The organism is Embleya sp. NPDC127516, from assembly GCF_044765325.1.
Lineage (GTDB): Bacteria > Actinomycetota > Actinomycetes > Streptomycetales > Streptomycetaceae > Embleya.
This window is the reverse complement of sequence record NZ_JBIWJT010000022.1, coordinates 164,814-189,735: the sequence shown is the minus strand read 5'-3', so window position 1 is coordinate 189,735 and position 24,922 is coordinate 164,814. Positions and strand designations below refer to the sequence as shown.

Here is a 24,922-nt window from a genome sequence, read left to right as displayed (position 1 = left end):
GGATGGGTGACCTGCCCCGTAGGGGCCAAGCGCCCCGGCTCGGAGAGACCGGCTCGACCCCGAACCCGTAGGGGACGCGCAACCGGCCGGCCGCGTAGGGGACGAGCAAGCCCGGTCGGTGCGCGCGCGCATGCCCGCTACGCGGTCACGGTCGGGCCGTCCGCTACGCGCTCGGGTTGCACGCCCGCTACGCGCCCGGATGCACGTCCGCTACGCGCCCCTGCGGCCGGCCGGTCGGCCGCCGCCGGTGGGCAGGTGGCCTGATCGGTCGTCGACCCGGGCGGGCCTCGGTGGCCGGTTCGCGGAGGGAGGGGGTTCCGGCTTATCCGACTCGTGGCCGCGTGGGATCGTCGGACGATGTACGAACCTGGTCGGCGGAACAGTGCGGCGTTCGGGCCCGTTCGGGGGCATGGGCAGGACGACACGCCCTTCACGCATCGGGGCTTCGGGGATGCCGACGTGGTGCTGGATCTTCCGGTGCCGGGTCGGCCGGCCCTGTTGCAGGTCGAGAGCGCGCCGGGGCGACACGTGCGGTTGTGGCGCATCGATCGACCGGGTGGGCCGGCCGAGGAGTGTGTCTACGACGGTCCGCGTGAGGGCTCCGACGGCAGCATCCTGATCTCGGACCAGGGGCTGCGGACGGTGCGGGTCCGGTGTTCCGGCGCGTGGTCCTTGCAGCTCAAAGAACCGGATGCGGCGCGGGAGTTCGAGCGCTCGGTGGAGGGCTTCGGCAGCGAGGTGGTCTGCTACACGGGACCGCTCGGGGTGGCCAGGCTCACCGGCGACCGGTCGGGTGGGCAGGTCGAGGTCCGCATGGTGCCGCCGAGGGAAGGGGCGGATACGGGGGGCTGGCGGGGGATCGATGAGCGTCGGGAACAAGTTTGGCAGGCACCGGAGTTCGAGGTCGCCGGACCGCGGCTGCTGGTTGTCACCGCGGGTGGGGCGTGGTCGCTCGACGTCGACCCGACGCCGCCCATTTGGCCCGATCTGCCCGAGGGTACGTTCGTGCTGCACGGCGTGGGCGACCTGGCGGCGATCGTGCCGATCACCCACCCGTCCGAGGTCTCGGTGTTGGAGGCGGTTTGGGTGTCGGGGGGCGAATTCACCTTGGTGTGTGGAGAGCCGAGGATCGCCGGCGCCCCCCTTCACCGGCTGGGGCCGGATCGGCCGTGTCTGCGGATTCGGCCCGGCGTCCGGGTCCGGGGTGGGATGCCGATTCAGATCTTCGGGCGCGGGAGCGAATGGGAGATACGGACGACCACACCCACCGACACGCCTTCGGGCACCGGCTTGGGCGTGGCCGATTACGACGCGGCGGACGTGGCGGGGTTCCGCGTACTCCCGACGCCGGTGACTTACGGCCCCGACGAGCGGAGTTGGAAGCTGGGGGTGGCAACCGTGCGGTGGCGCCAGGCGGTATACCTGCCCGAGCGCGAGGCCGACCCGGAGCCCGATCCCGAGTCGCAGCACGCGGGTAAGGCGGCCGACACGTCGAACCCACCCCGACCGAGGCGCTCTTGGCCCGGCCGTCTGCTCGACCGGCTGCGCCTGCGGCCTCCGTCCGGCGACTGACCGACACCTCGCCCACGACACGTCCGTCGACCCGGGAGCCGCCCGACCGGACCGCCCCCGCGCGGCGGGTTCGTCACGCCGGCTCGAACTCCGCCTCCCGCATTCCCAACAACCGCCCCAGCGCGCTGCGCCCCTCCTCGGTCGCCCGGACCGCCCGACCCGTGCCGACCCGCTCCGTCCACCCCCGGGCACCGAACAGCCGGCACAGTTCGGCGCCGGCCGTGCCCGCGAGGTGGTGGCGGCGTTCGGTCCAGTCCAGGCAGGGCCGGGCCAACGGGCGCTTGCGAGACGTGGTGAGGTCGGCGCCCAGGTCGGTGAGCCACGCGATGCCCGGGTCGGTGAGCGCGAAGCCGGTGTCCTGGCGGAGCAGATCCCGGGCGGTGAGCGCGTCGGTGATCGCCACGCCCAGCCGGCCGGCCAGGTGGTCGTAGCAGGTGCGGCCCCTGGCCAGGGCCGCGCCCGCCGAGTGCGCGCGCAGCGTGTTCGCCGGACGGGTGGTCACGGGCGTCGCGTACGCGGCCAGGTCCTCGACCATGCGGGCCACCCCCGGGTCCGCGAGCCGGACGTACCGGTGTCGGCCCTGCCGTTCTTGGACCAGCAGGCCGCCCTCGACCAATCGGGTCAGATGCTCGCTGATCGTGGACGGCGCGACCCCGCAGTGCCGAGCCAGTTCGCCGCCGGTCCAGGCACGGCGGTCCAGGAGGGCGAGGCAAACCGCCGCGCGCGTCTCGTCCGCGAGGAGTGCGGCGAGCGCGGCGAGTCGCGGGACCGAATCCGGGTCGGTGGCACGTGCGATCGAGTCCATGTCGCCATCATCGGCCGGCGACGCTTCGGCGCGCGCCGAAGGGTGCGCCGCCGTGTCGTACGCCTGACGCCCTGTCAAGATGGACGGGTGCCCCTACCCCTCGCCGGTGTCACCGTCGTCTCCCTGGAACAGGCCATCGCCGCGCCGTACGCGACTCGGCAACTGGCCGATCTGGGCGCGCGCGTGATCAAGATCGAGCGCCCGGGCGCGGGCGATTTCGCCCGCGCGTACGACGAGACCGTCGAGGGATTGTCGAGCCACTTCGTCTGGGCGAATCGCGGGAAGGAAAGCCTCGCGCTCGACCTCAAGGACGAGCGCGCGGCGGAAATCCTGGACCGCCTGCTCGCCCGCGCGGACGTGTTCGTGCAGAATCTCGCGCCCGGCGCGGCGGATCGATTGGGCCTGGGCGCGGCGGATTTGCGGGCCAGATTTCCCCGGCTGATCGTCTGTGGAATATCGGGTTATGGGACTTCGGGTCCCTATCGCGACAAGAAGGCGTACGACCTGCTGGTGCAATGCGAGGCCGGTCTGCTCTCGGTCACCGGGACACCGGACGCGCCCGCCAAGGCCGGCATCCCGATCGCCGACATCGCCGCCGCGATGTATGCCTTCACCGGCATGCTCACCGCGCTCTACGAGCGCCGGGTCACCGGCGAGGGCAGTGCGTTCGAGGTGTCCATGCTGGACGCGCTCGGCGAGTGGATGGGCTTCCCGTACTACTTCGCGACCTACGGCGGGACGCCTCCGCCGCGCACCGGCGCGCGACACGCGGCGATCGCGCCGTACGGTCCGTATCGCGTCGGCGACGGCGGCCAGGTGTTCGTCGGTGTGCAGAACGACCGCGAATGGGCCGCGCTGTGCGAGCGGGTGCTGGGTCGTCCGGACCTGATCGACGACCCCCGGTTTCGGAGCAACTCGTTGCGCGTGGCCGGCAACGAGCGGCTCACGGAGTTGATCGAGGCGGCCTTCGCGGACCGCGGCGCCGCCGAGATCGTGGCGAGCCTGGACGAGGTGGGCATCGCCAACGCCCGGATGCGCACCGTCGGCGAGTTCGCCGAGCACCCGCAACACGCCGCGCGGGACCGGATGCGCACGATCGACTCGCCCGCCGGTCCGCTGCGCGCGCTGCTGCCGCCGGTCACGGTGACCGGTCGCGAGGCGGCGATGGGCCCGATCCCGGCGGTCGGCGAACACACGGCGGCGATCCTGGCCGAGTTGGGGATCGAACCCGAGTGAGCGGTGGCCTCCCGCGGGGCGTCCGGGCGCGGGGCAGCCGGGGTGCGAAGTCGGAGCGCCGGGTCCGAGTACGGGGTCCGGCGCGGGGTCCGAGTGCGGGGTCGAGAAGAAATATTTCGTGCCTTCCGGGGTCGAGGACTTTTCCGTGCTAGCCTCGGGGCAGTTGCAGTAGTGGTTCCCATGAATTTTGTGAGCGCCTTACGGTCGTGACCGTCGGGCGCTTTTTGTTTATGTCGAACCGGGTTCATGTGAAAAATGGATTGCTGTTGCGACTTGGACATGCGCACGTGCGCATTTCCATTTGGCACCACGAAGGAGATTTGTATGGCTACTGGAACCGTGAAGTGGTTCAACGCGGAAAAGGGCTTCGGCTTCATCCAGGCGGACGACGGCGGCCCGGATGTTTTCGCGCACTACTCGGCGATCCAGTCGCAGGGCTACCGTGAGCTTGTCGAGGGCCAGAAGGTCTCCTACGACGCTGTTCAGGGCCAGAAGGGCCCGCAGGCGGAGAACATCACCGTCTGACGGCACATCATCGCCGAGCGCGGCCCGCACCGATTCCGGTGCGGGCCGCGCTTGCGTGTGTCCGGGCCCGCGGCCGCGTTGGATGATGCGTGCATGGGATACATCGGAAACGACGAGCACGTCGGCAGGCTGCGCGCGATCCGCGCATGCGGCCGGATCCTGTCCGGGGTACGGCCCACCACGGTCGCAGAACGGCTGGCCCGGCTGACCGCGTACGCGCAGGAGACGGTCGAACCCGGCGAGTGGCCGGACATGTACGGCGACGGCGGCGTGGTCGCCCGGCTGGAGGCGCGTACGGCCGAGCTGCTCGGCACCGAGGCGGCGCTGCTGTTTCCCACCGGCACCATGGCCCAGCAGGTCGCGCTGCGTTGTCACGCCGGCGCGACCGGTTCGAACGTGGTCGGCATCCACCCGAGGGCCCATCCGCTGACCTACGAGCGCGACGCGGTGTCGGTGCTGTCCGGACTTCGACCCCTGACGCTCACCCAGGGCCCCGGTCAGATCACCGCCGAGGACATCCGCACCAGTGGTGAGCGCTTCGGCACCCTGTTCTACGAACTTCCGCTGCGCGATCACGGATTCGTGCTGCCCGAGTGGGACGAGTTGATCGCCGTCGTGCAGGCCGCGCGGGACCGCGACGCGGCCCTGCACCTGGACGGCGCGCGGTTGTGGGAGAGCACCACCTACCTTCGCCGCGGGCCGAGCGAGATCGTCGACCTGTTCGACTCGGTCTACGTCTCCTACTACAAGGGCCTGGGCGCGAACGCCGGAGCGGCCCTCGCGGGGGGCGCCGAGCTGATCGAGGAGGCGCACGCGTGGCGGCACCGGTACGGCGGGCGGCCCTTTCAGGCCTGGCCGATGGCACTGGACGCGCTCATGGCCCTGGAGGAGACGCTGCCTCGGCTACCCGGCTACGTCGCGCACGCCGAGGTCGTGGCCGCAGGTCTGGCCCGGGTGTCCGGGGCGACCGTCTTCCCGGCCGTCCCGCACACGCACCAGTTCCAGATGTGGCTGCCGTACCCGGCCGAGCTGCTCAACCGGATCGGTCTCGAGTACGCCGCCGACCGGGGCGTGTGGCTGGCCGGCCGCTGGACCGAGCCGGGCCTGCCGGGGATGTCGTTCGCCGAGATCACCGTCGCCGAACCCGCCCTGGACTGGAGTGCGGACGAGGTCGCCGACGAGTTCGGTGCCTTCGTGGAGCGAGTGCGCAAGAACGGCTGAGCCCGAGAACCGGCGTCGGAGCCGGTGGTGACATGTGTCACCACCGGCTCCGACGCCGATCGGGGCATGTTGCGTCAAGGCGGGCCACTGAGCGATGCTGGCCCCGCGCCGGCCCTACCGGCGCGGGGAGGGCGTGGCAGGAACCCGGTGCGATCCCGGGACGGTCCCGCCACTGTGACCGGCTCCGCCGTACGACGTCATCCGACGCCGGCGACGGGACCGGGAGTCAGGAACTGCGCGTCTCACCCCGAGTCCGATGGGGCGAGGACCCCGGAGAGGCGCTCCAGGTGACGATTTCGTCCTGCCGGCGTTCTTGCATCCGCAGCTTCGACTGCGGCACCCACTCCAGCGGCATTCCCGCTCGCTTCCGCGGCACGTTCGACGGCGGCTCTCCCGTTCGCGACATCCACTCCGTGGTCCGCCACGCCGGCATCGGCGGAGGCGCCCGGTGATCCTGCTCCTGTCGACATCCGACACCGACCTGCTCAGCGCGAAGGCGAGCGAGGGCGACTGGCGACTGGCCAACCCGGCCCGCGTCGACGTCGCCGACCTGCCCGCGCTCCTGGACGGCACCGACCTGGTCGTGGTGCGCCTGCTCGGCGGGCGGCGTGCGTGGGAGGCGGGGCTGGACGCGCTGCTGGCCGGTCCGCGCCCGGTGGTCGTGCTCAGCGGCGAACTCACCGCCGACGCCGCGCTGATGGAACTGGCGACCGTACCCGCCGGGGTGAGCGCGCAGGCCCACGCCTACCTCGCCCAGGGCGGCCCGGACAACCTGACCCAACTGCACCGCTTCCTCTCCGACACGCTGCTGCTCACCGGGCACGGCTTCGAGCCGCCCGTCGAGGTGCCCTCCTGGGGCCGACTGGACCGCAGCGCGCGCGAGGTCGACGGCCCCGCCGTGGGCGTGCTCTACTACCGCGCCCACCACCTGGCCGGGAACACCGCGTTCGTGGACGACCTGTGCGCGGCGATCGAGAACGCGGGCGGCCGGCCGGTACCGATCTGGTGCGCGTCGCTGCGTGGCGCGGACGAGTCGTTGTTCGCGGCGCTGGGCGAACTCGACGCGCTGCTGGTGACCGTGCTCGCGGCGGGCGGCGCGGGCGGGGCCAAGCCCGCCGAGGTCTCCGCCGGCGGCGACGACGAGCAATGGGACGTCGGCGCGCTGGCCGGCCTGGACATCACCATCCTCCAAGCGCTGAACCTGACCACCAGCCGGGCCGAATGGGAGGCGGGCGACGCGGGCCTGTCCCCGCTGGACGCGGCCACCCAGGTCGCGGTGCCCGAGTTCGACGGCCGGTTGATCACCGTCCCGTTCTCGTTCAAGGAGACGAGCCCGGACGGGCTCACCCACTACGCCGCCGACCCCGAGCGGGCCGCGCGCGTCGCCGGGATCGCGGTGCGGCACGCCCGACTTCGGCACATTCCGGTCGGCGAGCGCAAAATCGGCATGGTGCTGTCCGCGTACCCGACCAAGCACTCCCGGATCGGCAACGCGGTCGGCCTGGACACCCCGGCCTCCGCCGTCGCGCTGCTGCGCGCGATGCGCGCGGCCGGCTACGACGTCGGCGCGCTCGACGGCGCCGACGCGCTGCCCGGGCTCGAACCGCCGGACGGCGACAAGCTCATCCACGCGCTGATCGCGGCGGGCGGCCAGGACCCGGAGTGGTTGACGGAGGGTCAGCTCGAAGGCAACCCGGTCCGCATCTCGGCGGCCGAGTACCGTGAGCGCTACGCGAAGTTGCCGCTGGGGTTGCGCGCGAACATCGAGGAACACTGGGGCCCGCCGCCCGGCGAGCTGTACGTGGACCACTCGCGCGACCCCGAGGGCGAGATCGTGCTCGCGGCGCTGCGCGCGGGCAACGTGATCCTGATCATCCAACCGCCGCGCGGCTTCGGCGAGAACCCGGTGGCCATCTACCACGACCCGGACCTGCCGCCGAGCCACCACTACCTGGCCGCCTACTGGTGGCTGGACGCGCCCGCCGGCCCGGGCGGATTCGGCGCGCACGCGCTCGTACACCTGGGCAAGCACGGCACGTTGGAGTGGCTGCCGGGCAAGAACCTGGGCCTGTCCGCGGAATGCGGTCCGGACGCGGTGCTCGGCGACCTGCCGCTGGTGTATCCGTTCCTGGTGAACGACCCGGGCGAGGGCGCGCAGGCCAAGCGGCGCGCGCACGCGATCATCGTGGACCACCTGGTGCCGCCGATGGCGCGGGCCGAGACGTACGGCGACCTGACCCGCCTGGAGCAACTGCTCGACGAGTACGCCAACGTGCAGGCGCTCGACCCGGCCAAGGGCCCGGCGCTGCAGGCACAGATCTGGACGCTGATCCAGGCCACCAAGCTGGACCACGACCTGGGCATCACCGACCGGCCGCACGAGGCCGAGTTCGACGACCTGATCCTGCACCTGGACGGGTGGTTGTGCGAGGTCAAGGACGCGCAGATCCGCGAGGGCCTGCACATCCTGGGCAGCGCGCCCACCGGCGAGGGCCGGATCAACCTGGTCACCGCGATGCTGCGGGCGCGTCAGGTGTGGGGTGGCAAGGCCGCCGCGCTGCCCGGGCTGCGCGAGTCGCTCGGCCTGGTCGAGGGGGGCGGCGCCTCGCGCACCGAGACCGACGACGCCGAGGACCGCGCGCACCGCCTGGTCGCGGCGATGGAGGCGGGCGGGTGGGACCCGGCTCGGGCCCTGGCCGTCACGCACGAGGTGCTGGGCACCGCATCGGCGGCGGTCGCCGACGTGTTGGCGTTCGCCGCCACCGAGATCGTGCCGCGCCTGGACCGCACCGGCGACGAGATCGGCGCGGTACTGCACGCGCTGGAGGGCGGCTACGTCGCGGCCGGGCCCAGCGGTTCGCCGCTGCGCGGGCTGGTCAACGTGCTGCCGACCGGACGCAACTTCTACACCGTGGACCCGAAGGCGATCCCGAGCCGGTTGGCCTGGGAGACCGGACAGGCGCTCGCGGACTCGCTGTTGGACCGCTACCGCGCCGACAACGAAGGCGACTGGCCGCGTTCGGTGGGCCTTTCGGTGTGGGGCACCAGCGCGATGCGCACCAGTGGCGACGATATCGCCGAGGTGTTGGCGCTGCTGGGCGTGCGACCGTTGTGGGACGACGCGTCGCGCCGGGTGACCGGGATCGAGGCGATCCCGCTCGCCGAGCTGGGCCGACCGCGGGTGGACGTGACGGTGCGCATCTCCGGCTTCTTCCGGGACGCCTTCCCGCACGTGGTGCTGCTGCTCGACGACGCGGTGCGGCTGGTCGCGGAGTTGGCCGAGCCGGACGAGGACAACTACGTCCGGGCGCACGTGCGCGCCGACACCGCCCGACACGGCGACGCGCGTCGGGCGACCACGCGCGTGTTCGGCTCCCGGCCCGGCGCGTACGGCGCGGGGTTGTTGCCGCTGATCGACGCGCGCACGTGGCGCGACGACGCGGACCTGGCCGAGGTGTACGCGACCTGGGGCGGCTATGCCTACGGGCGGGGCCTGGACGGGGTGTTCGCGCGCGAGGACATGGAGGACGCGTACCGCAGGATCGCGGTCGCGGCCAAGAACACCGACACGCGCGAGCACGACATCGCCGACTCGGACGACTACTTCCAGTACCACGGCGGCATGGTCGCGGCGGTACGCGCGCTGACCGGCACCGCGCCGGCGGCGTACATCGGCGACTCGACGATGCCGGACGCGGTCCGCACCAGGACGCTCCAGCAGGAGACCGCACGGGTCTTCCGTGCCCGGGTGGTCAACCCGCGCTGGATCGAGGCGATGCGCAAGCACGGCTACAAGGGCGCGTTCGAACTGGCCGCCACGGTGGATTACCTGTTCGGCTACGACGCCACGACCGGTGTGGTGGCGGACTGGATGTACGAGAAGCTCGCGGGCGAGTACGTCCTGGACGAGACCAACCGGGAGTTCATGCGCACCGCCAACCCGTGGGCGCTGCGCGGAATCGCCGAACGACTGCTCGAGGCCGCCGACCGGGGCATGTGGGAGAAGCCCGAGGCGGCCACGCTGGACGGGCTGCGCGAGGTCTACCTGGATGTCGAGGGCGACCTCGAGGGCGGCGAGGACGCGGGGGATGCCTGAGCGGGGCGGCGACGCGCCCGGAAGGGCCGGTTCGCCGCCCGAGGTGAGTACCGATCCGGGTGAGGACCGGCTTCCGGGGCTGCGTCCGGGGCCGGCGCTCGGGATGGCGTGGTCCGGCGCGGGCGCCGGGACCGGGCCCGCGGACCTGGGCTGGTTGCCCGGCTCGGTCCGGCCGGGCGATCCGGTCGAGACGTCCGCCGCGCGGCGGCCGCGCCATGAGGCCGGACCCGACCCGGAACCTGCCGGGTCGGTGTGCGTGGTCGGGATCGGCGACGACGGCTGGGACGGACTCTCCTTCGCCGCCCGGGAGTCGGTGGCCGCGGCCGAGGTGCTGGTCGGCGGTGCACGGCATCTGGCGCTGGTGCCGGACACCGGGGCCGAGCGGGTCGAGTGGCCGTCGCCGTTCACGGTGCGGTTCGTGGCCGAGTCGGCCGCGCAGCGGCGGGTGTGTGTGCTGGCCAGCGGCGACCCGATGTTCTTCGGCGTCGGGGCCACCCTGGTCCGCGAGTTGGGCGCCGCGCGGGTCACGGTTGTGCCCGCGCCGTCGTCGGCCTCGCTGGCCTGCGCACGGCTGGGCTGGTCCGTGCAGGGTGTGCCGGTGGTCAGCGCGGTGGGCCGCCCGCCGGCCACACTGGCCGTCGAACTCGCCCGTGCGGCACGCGTCCTGGTGCTGAGCGCGGATGGACTGACGCCGGGACGGGTGGCCGTACTGCTGCGCGAACGCGGCTTCGGGACGAGTACGGTCACCGTGTTGGAGCACCTGGGCGGTCCGGCGGAGTCCGCGTGGCAGGGCAGCGCGGACGCGCTCGCGGCGGCCCCCGAACGGCGGTTCGCCGACCTGAACGTGGTCGCCGTCGAGTGTGGGGACGGCCCCGGACGAAGCCGGGTGCCCGGCCTGCCGGACGATGTCTACGCGCACGACGGGCAGTTGACCAAGCGCGAGATTCGGGCCATGACGTTGGCCGCGCTCGGGCCGCTTCCGGGCGAAGTGTTGTGGGACGTGGGCGCGGGCAGCGGCAGCGTCGGGATCGAGTGGATGCGCGCGCATCCGACGTGCCGGGCGATCGGCTTCGAGACCCGCGAGGACCGCGCCGAACGGGCCCGGTCGAACGCCGTCGCACTGGGCGTGCCGGGGCTGCGGATCGTGGTCGGCCGGGCTCCGGAGGTGCTCGCGGAGGATGTGGGGCTCGCCGAACTCGCGGGCGTGGCACCGGACGCCGTGTTCATCGGCGGCGGGCTGACCGTGCCGGGCGTGGTCGAACGCTGCTGGGCGGCGCTGCGCCCCGGCGGCCGACTGGTCGCGAACGCGGTGGTGGCCGAGACCGAGGCCGAGTTGTTGCGGCATCGCGCGGTGTTCGGCGGGGAATTGACGCGCGTGCAGATCACCCGGTCCGCTCCGGTGGGCCGGTTCACCGGGTGGCGCCCGGCGATGCCGGTCACCCAGTGGGTGGCGGTCAAGCCGCCTTCCGATGCGAACGAGGAGTAGTTCCATGACCGTGCACTTCATCGGCGCCGGCCCCGGCGCGGCCGACCTGATCACGGTGCGGGGGTTGCGGATCATCGCCGCGTCGCCGGTGTGCCTGTACGCGGGCGCGCTGGTGCCGCGCGAACTGGTCGAGGCGGCACCGCCCGGGGCCCGCCTCGTGGACACCGCCGAGCTGAACCTGGATCAGATCGTCGAGGAACTGCGGGCCGCACACGCGGCCGGGCACGACGTGGCCCGGCTCCAGTCGGGGGACACCTCGTTCTTCAGCGCGGTGGCGGAGCAGCAGCGCCGCCTCGACGCGCTCGGCATCCCGTGGGACATCACCCCGGGCGTACCGGCGTTCGCCGCCGCCGCGGCGGCGATGGGCCGCGAACTGACGCTGCCCACGGTGGGCCAGACGGTGATCCTGACCCGGGTCGCGGGCAACGCGACGGCGATGCCGCCGGGCGAGGACCTGGCCACCCTGGGCCGGTCCGGCGCGCTGCTGGTGCTGCATCTGGCGGTGGGTCAGGTCGAGCGCGTGGTGGCCGAGTTGACCCCGCTGTACGGTGCGGACTGCCCGGTCGCGGTGGTCGCGCGCGCGTCGCGTCCGGACGAGTTGATCGTGCGCGGCGAACTCGTCGACCTGGTCTCCCTGGTGCGGGACAACGGCATCAAGGCGGTGGCGGTCATCATGGTCGGCCGCGTCCTGGGTGAACCGGGCTTCTGCGACAGCCACTTGTACAGCGAGATTCGTGACCGGACCGAGCCGAGGCCGGTCGGGTGAGCCGGACCGGCGGCGACCGGGCGCCGACCGGATCGGGCCCGGGGCTAGGCGGGCGCGGCCCGGCCGACGATGGTGCCGGTGCGGTTGATCGCGATCACGTCGACGGTGATCGGGAGTTCGCTGCCGCGCAGCAGGGCTCGGGCGGCGTCGCGGGCGGCCTCCGCGACGGCGTCGCCGAGCGGGACGTCCGCCGCGCGGGCCAGTTCGAGCGCGTGCAGGGCGGTGTTCGCGGCGCGGATGTGGGTGGCCAGGTCGGCGTCCCCGCCGACCGCCGTGGCCCGTTCGGCGAGCGCGTCCAGGTTCACCTGCGAACGGCCCGAGTGCAGGTCGAGGTGGCCGTCGGCGAGCTTGGAGAGTTTGGCGAAGCCACCGGCGATGGTCAGCCGCGGGATCGGGTGCCTGCGCAGGTACTTGAGCAGCGCGCCGGCGAAGTCGCCCATGTCCAGCAGTGCGGTGCCGGACAGGCCGTACACCTCGGCGCCGACCCGCTCGGAGGTGGTGCCGGTCGCGCCGAGCACGTGCGTTTCGCCGGTGGCCAGCGCGACGTCGATGCCACGGCGGATCGAGTCGATCCAGGCCGAGCACGAGTACGGGATCACGATGCCGGTGGTGCCCAGGATGGACAGGCCGCCGAGGATGCCCAGCCGCGGGTTCCAGGTCTGTTCGGCGATCCGGGCGCCGTCGTCCACGGACAGTTCGACCGTGACGTCGCCGGTGCCGCCGTGCGCCGCGGCCACCCGGGCCACCGCCTCGCGAATCAGCTTGCGCGGGACGGGATTGACGGCCGGTTCACCGACCGCGAGCGGCAGACCGGGCAGGGTCACCGTGCCGACGCCCGGACCCGCGCGGAAGATCACGCCGGAACCGGGCGCGGCGTGCCGCACGGTGGCCCGGATCAGTGCTCCGTGGGTGACGTCGGGGTCGTCGCCGGCGTCCTTGACTACGCCGGCCATGGCGGTGTGGGGCGGGGGGTGCTTCGCGGTGGGGGCTTCGGTTGTGGGGTCTTGGTTCGTGGGGTCTTGGGCCGTTCGTTCCTGGGCTCTTCGTTCTTGGCTCGTGAGCTCTCGGGGCATGAGGTCTTGGGTCGTGAGCTCTTCGACGGCGAGGGCGAACGCGGGCGTCTGGCCGCCGGGCAGCCACACGGTCACCGGGTCGGGAAACTCGCCGGTCAGCAGAGCCTGGTAGGCGGCCGTCGCGGCGGCGGTCGCGCATGCTCCGGTGGTCCACCCTCGGCGCAACTGATCGGGGCGGGTCATCGGGGGAGGAGCCAATCGTGAGCGGGTCGGGAGAGGCGCGTACGGTGAGCGGGGCGACGGAAGCCCGTACCGCCGACGCGCCGATGATCGGATCGGGCGGCTCGCTCGGCTCGGTTGCCTCCGGTGATCCGGTCGGGTCGGTCGCCGTCGGTGACGGGGGCCGTGTGGTGCTTGTGCTGGGAGGCACCGCCGAGGCGCGTGTGCTCGCCGCGCGGCTGGTGGACGTCCCGGGATTGCGTGTCGTTTCGTCGCTGGCCGGGCGTACCAGCGCGCCCGTGTTGCCGGTCGGCGAGACCCGCGTGGGCGGCTTCGGCGGCGTGCCCGGCCTGGTCGCGTGGTTGCGGGCGCGGGCCGCGGTGGCCGTGGTCGACGCCACTCACCCGTTCGCGGCGCGGATCTCGGCGAACGCGGTCGCGGCCTGCGCCGAGGCCGAGGTCCCGTTGCTGCGCCTGCAACGTCCGGGCTGGACCGCCGTGCCCGGCGACCGCTGGCACCCGGTCGACTCCGCCGACGAGGCCGCGCGGATTCTGCCGGGCCTGGCTCGGCGGGTCTTCCTGACCACGGGCCGCCTGGAGACCGCGCCCTACGCGCACCTGGACGACCTGTGGTTCCTGCTGCGCAGCGTCGAGCCGCCCACGGGCGCGTTGCCGCGCGCGTGCGAAGTGCTGTTGTCCCGAGGCCCGTTCACGGTCGGCGACGAGATCGCGCTGCTGCGTGACCGGCGCATCGACGCGCTCGTGACCAAGGACAGTGGGGGTGCCCTGACGGCGGCCAAACTCGCCGCCGCCCGCGAGCTGGGTCTGCCGGTGGTGCTGATCCGCCGTCCCCGGGTGCGCGCACCGGCACAGGTCACCGACGCGGAGTCCGCCGCGCGGTGGGTCCTGGCCGGGCCTGCCGGGCCGGCCGAGCGGGCCGCTGCGGCCGAAGGGTGAGTCGCGCACGCCACTCACTGTGACACAGGACGGCCCCGAGTCGATCTTGGCGACCCGGCCGAGCCGCCGGCCCGGCGGACGGCGCGGCTCGACCCGACGGACGTACGCGAACACGGTCGGCCCGATCGTCAGGCCGGGTAGCGCCGCGGCGTGTACACGCCGGTGCCGCCGTCCGGGCGAGGATAGGTGCGGGTCTGCGACGAGCCGATGATCAGCAGCGTACGCATGTCCACCACCTCCGGGTCCAGGTCGGCCAGCCGGACCACGCGCACCGACTCGGTCGGGCCGCCGACGTCGCGGCCCACCACGACCGGGGTGTCCGGGCCGCGGTGCTTGAGGAACAGGTCGCGGGCCTCGGCGACCTGGGTCCGCCGGGTCTTGGAGGCCGGGTTGTAGATCGCGACCGCGAGGTCCGCCTCGGCGGCGGCGGTCAGCCGACGCTCGATCACGTCCCACGGCTTGAGGATCGCGGACAGGCTGATCACACAGAAGTCGTGGCCCAGCGGCGCACCCGCGCGGGACGCCACCGCCTGCATCGCCGACAGCCCGGCGACCACCCGGACCGGGACCTCGGTGGCCGTTTCGTGCGCGGCCTCCAGTACGGCCGACGCCATCGCGAACACGCCCGCGTCGCCGGAGGAGACCACCGCGACCCGGCCGCCCGCCTCGGCCAACGCGATGGCGTGGCGCGCGCGTTCGGCCTCGACCCGGTTGTCGGTGCGGTGCCGCTTCTGCCCGGGGCGAGGTTGCACGCGGTCGACGTACGGGCCGTAGCCGACCACGTGATCGGCGGCGGCGAGCGCGGCGTGCGCGTCGGGGGTGAGCCATTCCGGACCGGCCGGCCCCAGGCCGACCACGTCGATCGAGCCGATCTCGCCGGTGGGTTCGGGCAGCACGTACTCCGGTTCCGGCGCGCGCGGCGTGCGGTTGGTCGCGAACTCGCCGCCGGACGCCGCCGATGGGGTGATCACGAGGGAGAAGTACGGGACCTCCTCCGGGACCACGTCGGCGAGCGGCCGCACCTGCTGCCGATCGGTGGTCGCGCGCTCCACGTACCAGGTGCGCTCGGCCAGCCCGGCCTGCTCGAACGCACCGCGCACCGCCGGGAAATGCCGCTTGCCGAGCTTGATCACCGCAGCCGAGTCGGCGGTCCGCAGCCGGGCCGCGAGCACGTCGGGCGGGAGCGTACCGGGCAGGATGGTGAGCACCTCGTCGTGCTGCACGAGCGGCCGGCCCAGCACGGCCGCCGCGCCGCTGACCGAGGTCACGCCGGGCACCACCTCGACCTGATAGCGGTCGGCGAGGCGTTCGTGCCAGTACATGTACGAGCCGTAGAAGAACGGGTCCCCCTCGCACAGCACCGCGACGTCGCGCCCGGCGTCCAGGTGCGCGGCGATCTCGGCGGCGGTCGAGTCGTAGTAGTCGGCGAGCGCGCCGTCGTACCCGCCCGGGTGATCGGTGCTCTCGGTGGTTACCGGGTATTCGAGCGGGAGGCGGAGTTGAGTGTCGCTCAGATACGGCTCGGCGATGGTGATCGCGACGCCGCGCGCACCCTTCTTGACCGGGTAGGCGACCACGTCGGCCGAGGTGATCAGGCGATGCGCCTTCAGGGTGATCAGCTCGGGGTCGCCCGGGCCGAGGCCGATGCCGTACAGGCGGCCGGTGGTGGTCACGCTGTGCTCCTGGGGGTGGGTGGGGCGATTCTCTTTCGCGACTTCTCGGCTTCGGGCTGTTGCCCGCCGCCTATTCCTGGTCGCTCGCCAGTGCGTTCAGGGCGGCGGCGGTCATCGCGCTGCCGCCGCGGCGGCCGTGTACGACGAGATAGGGGATGCCGGCGGGATGGTCGGCCAGGGCCTGCTTGGACTCGGCCGCGCCGATGAAGCCGACCGGGATCCCGATGATCGCGGCGGGGCGCGGGGCGCCCTGGTCGATCAGTTCGAGCAGCCGGAACAGCGCGGTCGGCGCGTTGCCGACCGCGACCACGGCGCCGGCGAGGTCGTCGACCCACAGGTCCACGGCGGCGGCGCTGCGGGTGGTGCGCTGTTCGGCGGCCAGGACCGGAGTGCGCGGGTCGGCGAGCAGGCAGCGCACGTCGTTGTCCTTGGGCAGCCGCTTGCGCGTGACCCCGGACGCGACCATGTTCGCGTCACACAGGATCGGCGCACCGGCACGCAGCGCCTCGGCACCGGCACGGGCCACATCGGGGTGGAAGCCGACGTCCTGCGGGAGGTCGGTCATGCCGCACGCGTGGATCATCCGGACGACGACGCGCGAGACGTCCTCGGGGAAGCGGGACAGGTCCGCCTCGGCCCGGATGGTCGCGAACGAACGCCGATAGATCTCGGCGCCGTCCTTGATCCAGTCGTCGTCCACGTCGGCTGCTCCTTTGCCCGGGTGTGGGTGGTGGTGATGGTCGTCGTGCGTGTGGGGGGGGCATGGTGCTGCGTGCCCGATGAAGAACATGCCGCGCGGGGAGTCCGTCGGCCGTCATGCCGGGGTGGACGGTGCCGGTGGGCCCGGTGCGGGTGCCCGTGCGGGTACCGGTCCGGGGGTGGGCGCTCGGCCGGGCGGGACGGTTTCGTAGGTGCCGTCCTCGCGCGCGACCACAAGCGTCGCACCGGCGGGCTTGCCACATGCGCGGGCACAGCCGACCCAGTGCGTGTCGGCGCGGCCGAGAGCTCCGGGGGGATCGGCGGCCGCACGATCCGTGTCCATCGGGGTGGTGTCCGCGAGGGCGACGCCGATGGGGGAGTGGCCCAGTGCGTGACGGGTGGCCTCGGTGCGCACGTCGGCCAGGGCCCGGCGGCAGGCGCCCAGGCCGCTGCACGCGGTCACGCCGCGCCACGGGGAAGCGGGGTCGCATGGCAGGCCGGCTGCTTCGAGAGCGGCCGAGGTCGCTGCCGGGTCGGTCACGTCGCGGATCACCACGCCTCTGGTGCCGGTGATGCGCAGTTCGGCCCGCAAGCCGACGAGGGTGGACAGGTGACGTCGCGTCAGGCGACCGAGGGGGACCAGTGCTCCGACGGCGAAGCGGCCGTCGGACTGCGGGAGTACGCCGATGGGTGGCCGGCTGCCGCTGTGGCGACGTGGCCCGCCGGGGCTCGGGCCGGCGACCGCGGGCTCGCGGATACGACTCGGGAAGGGGGCGGACCCGAGGGTGGCGGCGAACCGGGCCGCGCCGGAAGGGAGTTCGCGGATATGCCAGGCACCCGTGTCGGCGCGGGCGGCCAGGAACGCGCGGGCCGCGTGAACGATCGCCGCCGGTGCGTCGGCGGGGGCGAATCGCCAGGCCGTGTCGTGGCCGGCGGTGTGCAGCGCGAAGGTGTCGCGGGCCGGCGCGACCAGGTCCAGGTCGTGCCGGGCGGAGGCGATCGGGAGCCCGCCGTCGTCGATGCCGATCAGGAAGCGGCCGGACAGGGCGGTCAGATCCGGGGCCGCGCACAGGGCGTGGTCGACGGCGGTGAGTACGGCGTCCGCGTCCAGCAGCGCGTTCGGGTCGCGGCCGGCCAGTGGGCTCGCGAGGATGTTGCGCACCCGGTCGTGGCTGCGGGAGGGCATCAGGCCGGCCGCGGTGACGGCCTCGGCGAGGGCGGGCAGGTCGGCCTCGGCCAGGCCGCGCAGTTGGATGTTCGCGCGTGCCGTCAGGTCGATCGAACCGGTACCGAAACGCGCTGCCAGCTCGGCGAGTTCGTGTAGTTGGGCGGGGGTGAGCCGACCGCCCGGGAGGCGTACGCGCGCGATCAGGCCGTCGTCGGCCGGCGACGCGTCCACGACCCCGGGGCAGGCGTCGTCGCGCTCGCGGACCACCACCGCACCCACCGCCCTTCGTCGTGCCTCGGTGCCTCGTATCGGTATGCCCGGCCTGTCACCCCATGTCGGGTTGTCGATCGGCCAGATGCGACACTGTTGCATATGGACGACGGTGTACAGCACCCCACCCCCGACCCGGTGTCCGAGGCGGTGCGGCAGATCCGCGCGCACGGCGAGCGGGTCACGGTGGCGCGCACCGCAGTGCTTCGGGTGCTCGCGGACGCCGACGAACATCTGAGCGCCGACGCGATCTTCGCCGCCGTGTCCCGGGCGGCGCCGGGCGTGCACCGGACCACCATCTACCGCGCGCTGGACGCACTCGAACGCCTCGACCTGGTCGCCTTCACCCGGCTGCGCCACGACGCGGCCACCTACCACCTGGCGGGCCACCTGGTCGGCGGCACACACGTGCACGTACGCTGCCGCGTCTGCGGCACGGTCAGCCACGCGCCGGGCGACCTACTGGACGACGTCGCCTCCCGCCTGGCCGCCGCACAGGGCTTCGTCCTCGACCCGACAGCCGTCGCCCTCACCGGCCGCTGCGAATCCTGCACGAAGCCCCCCGCCCCCTTCGAAGCCCCCCACCGAAGCCGACACACCACCCGCCCCTGACCCACACCCGACCACCCTCACCCGACCCACCCGGTCGAGTACTCTTCGGCACTTCGCCCCGATCGACCGGCGTCACTCGACCACCGGGCGTCACCTCCGTTCGTCCGGGCTCCGGTCGAGGATGTGCGTGCCGTCGTGGCCCACCGGCAGCACCCGACCGTCCGGCGTCGCGCCCCGATCGTGCGGCACCGGCCGAGCATGTCTCGGGGCCTTCTCCTGCCCGGCCGGACGCGGACACCCGTACAGGAAGCGAGGGCCGAATCCGCCGACACCAACGTGCGCCCGGCACAGGACCCGCTACGCCCGGCCACTCCCATCGCCACACGGCGCGGGCTCAGCGACCGCCACACGGCGCGGGCTCAGCGCCGCCCACGGCCGCCCATGCTCGTCGCCGCGGTGACCTGCGACTCGGCGGCTGGGCCGGTCGTCCACCGCCGCCCGCCGCGTCGGCGCGTTGCGTGGTCGCGCGGACGTGGTGCGCTGCCGGGGCGCTCGCGGTTCGATCGCGCGCGACCCCGGTCCGCTGCTTGGCTGTGGTGCCGACCCGGGCTGCGTTGTCGCACGTCCGGCGTGCCGGTGTCGGCTGCGTCGGGTTACGTGCGTTGCCGGCCCGGGGCTTGGGCTTGCGCTTGTGTCGGGTTTCTCGGGGTGGGATGTGTGGTGGGGGCGGGTCAGGTTGGGAGGACGAAGCGGTAGCCGGCTGCCAGGAGGCGGGGGAGCCATAGGCTCAGGGCGGCCACCGTTTGGGAGCGGTCGCCGCCCGCGTCGTGGTTGACGATGATCGAGCCGGTTGTGGTGTCGGCCAGGATTCGGCGGACGATCTCGTTCGTGCCGGGCTGTTCCCAGTCGCGGGGATCGACGGACCAGCCGAGGGGGCGCAGGCCGTTGGCGCGCAGCGCGCCCATCACCTCCGCCGACCAGCGGCCGTACGGGGCGCGGAACCACTCGATCCGAAGTCCCGGCAGGACTTGATCGATTGTGGTCAGATTGCGCTCCACTTCCTCCATCACGGCGGCCGGCTGCAGTTGCCGGAGGTCGGCGTGGGACCACGAGTGGCCGGCGATCGCGTGGCCGCCGTCATGGATCGCGCGGAGCAGTCCGGGGTGTCGTTCGACCTCCGAGCCCACGACGCAGAACGTCGCGGGCACCCGATATTTCTGCAGTACCCGCAGTACCCGCGGCGTGTACTCGGGGTGCGGTCCGTCGTCGAAGGTGACCGCGATGCGTCCGGGCCCGGCGTCGACGAAGCGGACCGGTTCCGAGACGAAGGCGGGGCGTGGGGAGGGTTGTCCGTCGGTGGCGACGGCGGACGGTGTGGCGACGGTGAGAAGACCGAGGGTGGCGGCGGCGCCCATCAGCAACGTACGGCGCGACGTGGCGGAAGTGGTGTCCATGCCGAGTGTCTTGCACATGTCCGAGACCGCGTTCACGAGGACACGCACGACGCGACGGGAGTTCACCGGATCGGCGGATCGGGGGTCGGTGGATCGTCGTCCCGCGCGCCGGAGTTCCGAATTCGAGCCCCAGGACTCGAGCACGGTGCGGCGGGCCGAACGCGACTGAACCCGACCGCCTCGAACAAATCCGGTCTCGACCGCCGGGCCGTCGATCCCTCGCGGGCCGTACCCGACGCTCCGCCCTCATCCCCGCGATCGACCGAAAGGCAGGTCCGTACGCCGAGGTGGTGACATCGCACCCGATGCCAGAATTCCGCACATGATCACACCTCCGGAGACCGGCGCCACCAGCACACCCGCACCTGCTCCCGTACCGGGCTCCGCCGTTGAAGTGCCACCCGCCCCGCGCTGGGCGATCGTGGCCGCGCATGTCGCGGCGCTGACCCCGTTGCCCTCCGCGATCTGGCGGTTCGCGCTCGTCTTCGGCAACCACGGTGGATACACCGAGCAGGGCTACGCGAACATGAACATGACCGGGTGGGGCGGGCCGTGGGTGGTCTTCCTCAGCCTGAGCACCGAACTGGCCGCCCTGCTCACCCTCGGACTGGTCCGGCCCTGGGGCGAACGCCCACCCCGCTGGGTCCCGTTCGTCGGCGGGCGGCGGATGAATCCGGTGCTCGTGACGCGCGTCGCCTACACCGGTGTGGTGATCCTGGCCCTGCTGTGGACCCAGTTCCTGTTCTGGTGGGCCGTTCCGCACGACGACATGACCGATTCCGGAGGCGACCTGCTCGGCGTGCTGTACCAGCCGCTGGTGTGGTGGGCGCCGCTCCTGGCGGCGGTGACGTGGTCGTACCGCCGGCGCCACCTCGGCGAACCCGCCCGAGGTGGCGCCGAATAGAACCCGGCCGCCCCGGGTTCTCCTACGTCAAGCCCGAGAGAGGATCCGGCCCCGCTTCCTTCCGGGCCGCGTGGTGGCGGGCGGTGGCCACGCCGACCACGATGCCCAGGAGGGCTGCCGCGCCCATCAGGCCCGCCTGGATCTCGAATGCCCGGCTGAATCCGTCCACCACGGCGTCCTGCTGCACGACGCCGGACTTCACCCGATCCTTGGTGTGGTTGGTCGCGACCGTGACCAGGACCGCGATGCCGATCGCCGCGCCGATCTGCTGACACGTCGTCACCATCGCCGAGGCGACGCCGCCTTCGCCCTCGCCGGCTCCGCCGGTCGCGGTGTGAATGATCGCGACGAACGCGACGCCCAGGCCCAGGCCGGTGACCACCAGCGCGGGCATCAGGTGACCGGTGTACGAACTGTGCGCGTCCAGGCGGCTCATCAGCCACATGCCGCCGGCGGCGACCGCCGGGCCCACGCTCACCGGAAGCAACGGGCCGCGGTTGGCGATCAGTTTGGTGGACACCGCCGCCCCGAGTCCCATGCCGACGCTGAACGGCAGGAAGGACAGGCCGGTCTCCATCGGCGACCAGCCCTGGATTCGCTGCATGTACAGGGTGAGGAAGAAGAACATCGCGAACAGACCGCCGGCCGCGACCAGCACCAGGACGTCCGCGAGTACCAGGTGCCGCATCCGCAACAGGGCTCGGGGCAGCAGCGGTTCGGCCGCGTAGCGTTGGCGTACCGCGAAGCCGATCGCGAGGACGGCCGCGATGCCCAGTCCGAGCAGGGTCCGGGTCGAGCTCCACGGGTGGGTGTCGGTCTCGACCACGGTGTACACGAGCGTCAGCACGGCGGCGGTGCCGATCGCGGCACCGGCGAAGTCCGGTACGCGACGGACCGCTTCCCGGTCGTCCGGGCCGATCACCTTGGGCAGCGCGAGCAGCGTGAGCGCGCCCACCGGCAGGTTGATCAGGAAGATCCAGCGCCAGTGGGTCCACTCGACGAGCGCGCCGCCGAGCAACAGGCCGGTGGCCGCGCCGAGCCCGGTGAGTGCGGCCCAGGTGCCCAGCGCACGGGCTCGCTCGGCCGGTTCCCGGAAGGTCGCCAGCAGGATGGCCAGCGCGGCGGGGGACAACAGCGCGCCGGCGATGCCCTGTGCGGCGCGGGCTCCGATCAGCACCGCGGAGTTCGGCGCGATGCCGCAGACCGCCGACGCCAGCACGAACATCACCAGGCTGATCCCGAACAGGCGCCGTCGGCCGAGCAGGTCGGCCAGACCGCCGCCGATCAGCAGGAAGCCGCCGAAGGTCAGGAAATAGGCGTTGGTGACCCAGGACAGCGAACTCTCGGTGAAGTCGAGATCGTCGCCGATGGTGGGCAGCGCGACGTTGACGATCGTGTCGTCGACGAGCAGCACGAACTGCGCGACACACACGAGCAGCAGAACGAGCTTCGGATTCACCGGGCGGGCGGAGCGGGTCGAGCCGGGGCCCGCGGATCGCGAGCGCCCGGCGGCCCCGGCGGATTCGGCGGGTTCGGTGGCCGCGTCCGCGTCGGCCCCGACCGCGGACTCGGTGGCGGGTATCCCTGAGGAAGCCATCGCTGTTCCTACGTTCGTAGAAGTAAGTTCTATAGTTGTAGAGAATATTTCTACAAGCGTCAAGCGCAGGGATAATGGACACATGCCCCACGTGAACGATCCCGCCGGCACGCCCGACGCCTCTGCCCCCTCCGCCACATCGGCCCCGGCAGTCCGGGTGGCCCCGGCCGGCGTACCCGCCACACCCGATCCGCCCGCCGGCTCGGCGCGCGTCGACCGCCGCACGCTGATGCTGGACGCGTCGATTCGGGTGCTGGCCACTCACGGGCTGCGCGGGCTCACCCATCGCGCGGTACAAGAGGAGGCGGGGCTGCCCAACGGCTCGGTCACGTACTACTTCAAGACCCGCGATCAGCTCATCCTGGCGGTGATCGAGCGGATGGCCGAACGGGACAAGAGGTTCGCCGGGGAGATCACGCACGAACTGATGCGGATGACGGCGGTCCGGCCGATCGAGATCGACTATCCGCAACTGGCCGTGTACATGCGCGAGTGGTGGGACGGCGAACGCAGCGTGCAGTTGGCCCGTCTGGAGCTGGAACTCGCGGGCGCGCGCGAGCCGTTGATCCGCGAGGCGATGATCCGCTGTCAGGCCGAGTTCCGAGCCTTCGCGGAACTGATCGCGTTGTCGCTGGGCTCCACCGACGCGCGCCTGGACGGGCACATCATGCTGGCGCTGCTCCAGGGGATGTTGTTCGACCACGTCACCCGCGACTGGGACGACCCGCGGCTATTGGAGGTCGGCCTGCGTCGGGTGATCGAGTCGGTACGGCACTGAAGCGATGTCGGGCGGCCCGCACGAAAACGGTGTCGGGCGGGCACCGAACCGACCCGGGCCCGCCGGCCCCACCCGATCGCAGAGTCCGGCCTTCGGGAGAGGGCGGAGCGGGAGGCGAGCGCGCCGCTCGGTCAGCGCTTGTGTACCGGGGCGTCCGAGTCGTGGACCACGTTCGTGATCCGGCTGACCCCGTCCACTCGCTCGGACAGCGACGGCAGTACGCCCAGCGAAGGCCCGACCACCAGCGCCACGACCATCAGCGCGATCATCGCGGCGCCCTGCGTGGTGCGCCGAGTCCACCAGCGCACGCCCGACGGCCGGCCGGCTCGGGCCCGCCCGAGGGCGCCGCCGTCGGTCTCCCGGCCGAGTACGCCGTGGTGGTGCGCCTGCGCGGAAACCGCTCGACGAACAGACATCTGCTCCGACTCCCCATCCATGGCACGCCACCCTTCGACGGTCGTGAGGTCGCACCGTCGATCCCCTGTCGTGCGGCTTCCACTGTGGTCCCTTTCGGACGCGCCGTCACCGGACAATCCGGCCGGCCCACAGAGTTCTCACAGAGTTGTGACAGTTCGCCGACAGTGGCATGACCCAACGGACGCCGGACGACCCGTTTCGCGGTTCCGCCGCGGCGGCACCCTCCCGCCGCGACTCCCGGAAACGCCCGGACAGCGGCCCCGGGAATCCCCGACGCCGGCGCGGGGCGACACAAGTCGTCCGGGTCAGTCGCCGAGTTCGACCGGGAGCGTGCTCAGGCCGCGCACGCGGACCGACGGCTGCCACGAGACCGGCGCGTGCCGTCGGGTCTTCGGGAAGCGGGTCAGGATGGTGCGGACCGCGAGTTCGGCCTCCAGGCGGGCCAGCGGTGCGCCGATGCAGTAGTGGATGCCCTGGCCGAAGCTCAGGTGGCGGGCCGGATCGGGGCGGTCCAACTGGATCCGGTCCGGACGGGCGTAGCGACGCGGGTCGCGGTTGGCCGAGGCGATCGACAGGAAGACGGTGTCGCCGGCCGGGATGGTGACGCCGCCGAGTTCGATGTCCTCCAGCGGGAAGCGGCGGATCGCGAGCAGCGCCGGCGACATGTGCCGGGCGACCTCCTCGACCAGGACCGGAACCGCCTCCGGGTCGGCGAGCAGCGCGTCGCGCAGCGCCTCGTCCTCGATCGTCGCGTGCAGCGCGCCGGCCATCAGGTTGGCCGAGTTCTCGTAGCCCGCGAAGAGCAACAGAAATGCCAAGGAGGTCAGTTCGTCCTCACTCAGCCGATCCTCGGCGTCCCGCGCGGCGATCAGCGCGGACAGCAGGTCGGGACCGGGCTCGGCGCGCTTGGCGGCGAGCAGCGCGACGAAGAACGCGTACATCTCGCGCACCGTCGCGCGGATGCCCTCCCGGGTGGCGTCCGCACCCAGTACGGCATTGGTCCAGGTGCGGAAGTCGGACCGGGACTTTGTCGGCACGCCGAGCAGTTCGGAGATCACGTCGACCGCGAAGGGCGACGCGAAGTCCTTGACCAAGTCAACCCGTTCGCGGCCGGCGAGATCGTCGGCCAAGGACTCGACGGTGCGTTGGAGCCGGGGGCGCAGGTCGGCGGTGTGGCGCGGGGTGAAGGCCTGGCCGGCGAGGCGGCGCAGTCTGGTGTGGTCGGGCGGGTCCATGTTGAGCAGGTTGGCGTCCAGTGCGGGCGGGAGTTCGAATCCCTTGTAACCGCCGGGCTTGGCATGCCCTTTGTGCAACGACAACCTCGGGTCGCCCAGAGCCGCCTGGACATCCGCGTACCGCGTGACCAACCATGCGGGGCTGCCGTCCGGCGCGACGATCGCGTGCACGGGTCCGGCCTCGCGCATTCGGGCGAAGACGCCGTGCGGATCGTGGGCCATGGCGCGAGCGACATCCACCGAGAACCGCTTTCGATCGGCGACAACGTGCTTGGCCAAC

Annotated in this window: 20 protein-coding genes and 1 riboswitch; of the genes, 11 read left to right on the top strand and 9 right to left on the bottom strand. The window is 72.6% G+C overall.

What is annotated here, in order from left to right; all coding sequences use genetic code 11:
• The first annotated feature begins 459 nt into the window (after positions 1-459).
• Entirely contained in the window at positions 460-1,572 is a 1,113-nt protein-coding gene (locus ACIRL2_RS35225) for a hypothetical protein (protein ID WP_402237694.1), read from the top strand.
• Positions 1,573-1,645: 73 nt separating this feature from the next.
• Here the strand turns inward: ACIRL2_RS35225 and ACIRL2_RS35220 are convergent, their stop codons facing one another.
• On the bottom strand, positions 1,646-2,377 hold the full coding sequence (locus ACIRL2_RS35220) for an ArsR/SmtB family transcription factor (protein ID WP_402237692.1): 732 nt from the start codon (positions 2,375-2,377) through the stop codon (positions 1,646-1,648).
• Positions 2,378-2,464: 87 nt separating this feature from the next.
• Between ACIRL2_RS35220 and ACIRL2_RS35215 the strand changes: the two genes are divergently transcribed.
• From ACIRL2_RS35215 to cobM, 6 genes are all read left to right on the top strand, one after another.
• Entirely contained in the window at positions 2,465-3,613 is a 1,149-nt protein-coding gene (locus ACIRL2_RS35215; RefSeq protein WP_395859463.1) for a CaiB/BaiF CoA transferase family protein, read from the top strand.
• Between the two features lie 324 nt (positions 3,614-3,937).
• Positions 3,938-4,138 (top strand): cold-shock protein, encoded by a 201-nt coding sequence (locus tag ACIRL2_RS35210; protein ID WP_026218153.1) that lies wholly within the window; start codon positions 3,938-3,940, stop codon positions 4,136-4,138.
• Positions 4,139-4,231: 93 nt separating this feature from the next.
• Complete coding sequence (locus ACIRL2_RS35205) at positions 4,232-5,359, top strand: threonine aldolase family protein (RefSeq protein WP_402237690.1); 1,128 nt, start codon at positions 4,232-4,234, stop codon at positions 5,357-5,359.
• A 137-nt stretch (positions 5,360-5,496) separates the two neighbouring features.
• Positions 5,497-5,595: riboswitch (cobalamin riboswitch) on the top strand.
• 212 nt (positions 5,596-5,807) lie between these two features.
• A complete protein-coding gene (gene cobN, locus ACIRL2_RS35200) occupies positions 5,808-9,455 on the top strand; it encodes a cobaltochelatase subunit CobN (RefSeq protein WP_402237689.1) in 3,648 nt (1,215 codons plus the stop codon).
• Complete coding sequence (cbiE, locus tag ACIRL2_RS35195; protein ID WP_395859460.1) at positions 9,448-10,941, top strand: precorrin-6y C5,15-methyltransferase (decarboxylating) subunit CbiE; 1,494 nt, start codon at positions 9,448-9,450, stop codon at positions 10,939-10,941. Before cobN ends, cbiE begins: the two co-directional genes overlap by 8 nt.
• Before the next feature lie 4 nt (positions 10,942-10,945).
• Complete coding sequence (gene cobM / locus ACIRL2_RS35190) at positions 10,946-11,707, top strand: precorrin-4 C(11)-methyltransferase (RefSeq protein ID WP_395859459.1); 762 nt, start codon at positions 10,946-10,948, stop codon at positions 11,705-11,707.
• A 44-nt stretch (positions 11,708-11,751) separates the two neighbouring features.
• Here cobM and ACIRL2_RS35185 read toward each other — a convergent pair whose 3' ends face one another.
• Positions 11,752-12,963 carry a cobalt-precorrin-5B (C(1))-methyltransferase gene (locus ACIRL2_RS35185; RefSeq protein ID WP_402237687.1) on the bottom strand — a complete coding sequence of 404 codons (1,212 nt, stop codon included), beginning with the start codon at positions 12,961-12,963 and terminating at the stop codon, positions 11,752-11,754.
• 44 nt (positions 12,964-13,007) lie between these two features.
• Here ACIRL2_RS35185 and ACIRL2_RS35180 point away from each other — a divergent pair, with 44 nt between their 5' ends.
• Positions 13,008-13,895: a cobalt-precorrin-6A reductase gene (locus ACIRL2_RS35180; protein ID WP_395859895.1), complete on the top strand. Its 888-nt coding sequence runs from the start codon at positions 13,008-13,010 to the stop codon at positions 13,893-13,895.
• A gap of 128 nt (positions 13,896-14,023) precedes the next feature.
• On the opposite strand, the gene ACIRL2_RS35175 is transcribed toward ACIRL2_RS35180, so the two are convergent.
• From ACIRL2_RS35175 to cobG, 3 genes are all read right to left on the bottom strand, one after another.
• Positions 14,024-15,568, bottom strand: coding sequence for a precorrin-2 C(20)-methyltransferase (locus ACIRL2_RS35175; protein ID WP_402237686.1), 1,545 nt, complete (start codon positions 15,566-15,568; stop codon positions 14,024-14,026).
• 70 nt (positions 15,569-15,638) lie between these two features.
• The gene (locus ACIRL2_RS35170; RefSeq protein WP_402237684.1) at positions 15,639-16,268 is read right to left on the bottom strand and encodes a precorrin-8X methylmutase; all 630 of its coding nucleotides are present in this window, start codon (positions 16,266-16,268) and stop codon (positions 15,639-15,641) included.
• Positions 16,269-16,382: 114 nt separating this feature from the next.
• Positions 16,383-17,714: a precorrin-3B synthase gene (gene cobG / locus ACIRL2_RS35165; RefSeq protein ID WP_402237682.1), complete on the bottom strand. Its 1,332-nt coding sequence runs from the start codon at positions 17,712-17,714 to the stop codon at positions 16,383-16,385.
• Between the two features lie 93 nt (positions 17,715-17,807).
• On the opposite strand from cobG, the gene ACIRL2_RS35160 reads away from it, so the two are divergent.
• Positions 17,808-18,317 carry a Fur family transcriptional regulator gene (locus tag ACIRL2_RS35160; protein WP_395859453.1) on the top strand — a complete coding sequence of 170 codons (510 nt, stop codon included), beginning with the start codon at positions 17,808-17,810 and terminating at the stop codon, positions 18,315-18,317.
• A gap of 671 nt (positions 18,318-18,988) precedes the next feature.
• On the opposite strand, the gene ACIRL2_RS35155 is transcribed toward ACIRL2_RS35160, so the two are convergent.
• Positions 18,989-19,759 carry a polysaccharide deacetylase family protein gene (locus ACIRL2_RS35155; RefSeq protein WP_402237679.1) on the bottom strand — a complete coding sequence of 257 codons (771 nt, stop codon included), beginning with the start codon at positions 19,757-19,759 and terminating at the stop codon, positions 18,989-18,991.
• A 274-nt stretch (positions 19,760-20,033) separates the two neighbouring features.
• Here ACIRL2_RS35155 and ACIRL2_RS35150 point away from each other — a divergent pair, with 274 nt between their 5' ends.
• Positions 20,034-20,615, top strand: a complete 582-nt coding sequence (locus ACIRL2_RS35150; protein WP_402237678.1) for a hypothetical protein — start codon at positions 20,034-20,036, stop codon at positions 20,613-20,615.
• Positions 20,616-20,637: 22 nt separating this feature from the next.
• Here ACIRL2_RS35150 and ACIRL2_RS35145 read toward each other — a convergent pair whose 3' ends face one another.
• Positions 20,638-22,212: an MFS transporter gene (locus ACIRL2_RS35145; RefSeq protein WP_402237675.1), complete on the bottom strand. Its 1,575-nt coding sequence runs from the start codon at positions 22,210-22,212 to the stop codon at positions 20,638-20,640.
• A gap of 82 nt (positions 22,213-22,294) precedes the next feature.
• Here ACIRL2_RS35145 and ACIRL2_RS35140 point away from each other — a divergent pair, with 82 nt between their 5' ends.
• Positions 22,295-22,990: a TetR/AcrR family transcriptional regulator gene (locus tag ACIRL2_RS35140; RefSeq protein WP_402237672.1), complete on the top strand. Its 696-nt coding sequence runs from the start codon at positions 22,295-22,297 to the stop codon at positions 22,988-22,990.
• Positions 22,991-23,121: 131 nt separating this feature from the next.
• Here the strand turns inward: ACIRL2_RS35140 and ACIRL2_RS35135 are convergent, their stop codons facing one another.
• Positions 23,122-23,406 carry a hypothetical protein gene (locus tag ACIRL2_RS35135; protein WP_402237670.1) on the bottom strand — a complete coding sequence of 95 codons (285 nt, stop codon included), beginning with the start codon at positions 23,404-23,406 and terminating at the stop codon, positions 23,122-23,124.
• Between the two features lie 306 nt (positions 23,407-23,712).
• Positions 23,713-24,864, bottom strand: a complete 1,152-nt coding sequence (locus ACIRL2_RS35130) for a cytochrome P450 (protein ID WP_402237667.1) — start codon at positions 24,862-24,864, stop codon at positions 23,713-23,715.
• Between the last annotated feature and the right edge of the window lie 58 nt (positions 24,865-24,922).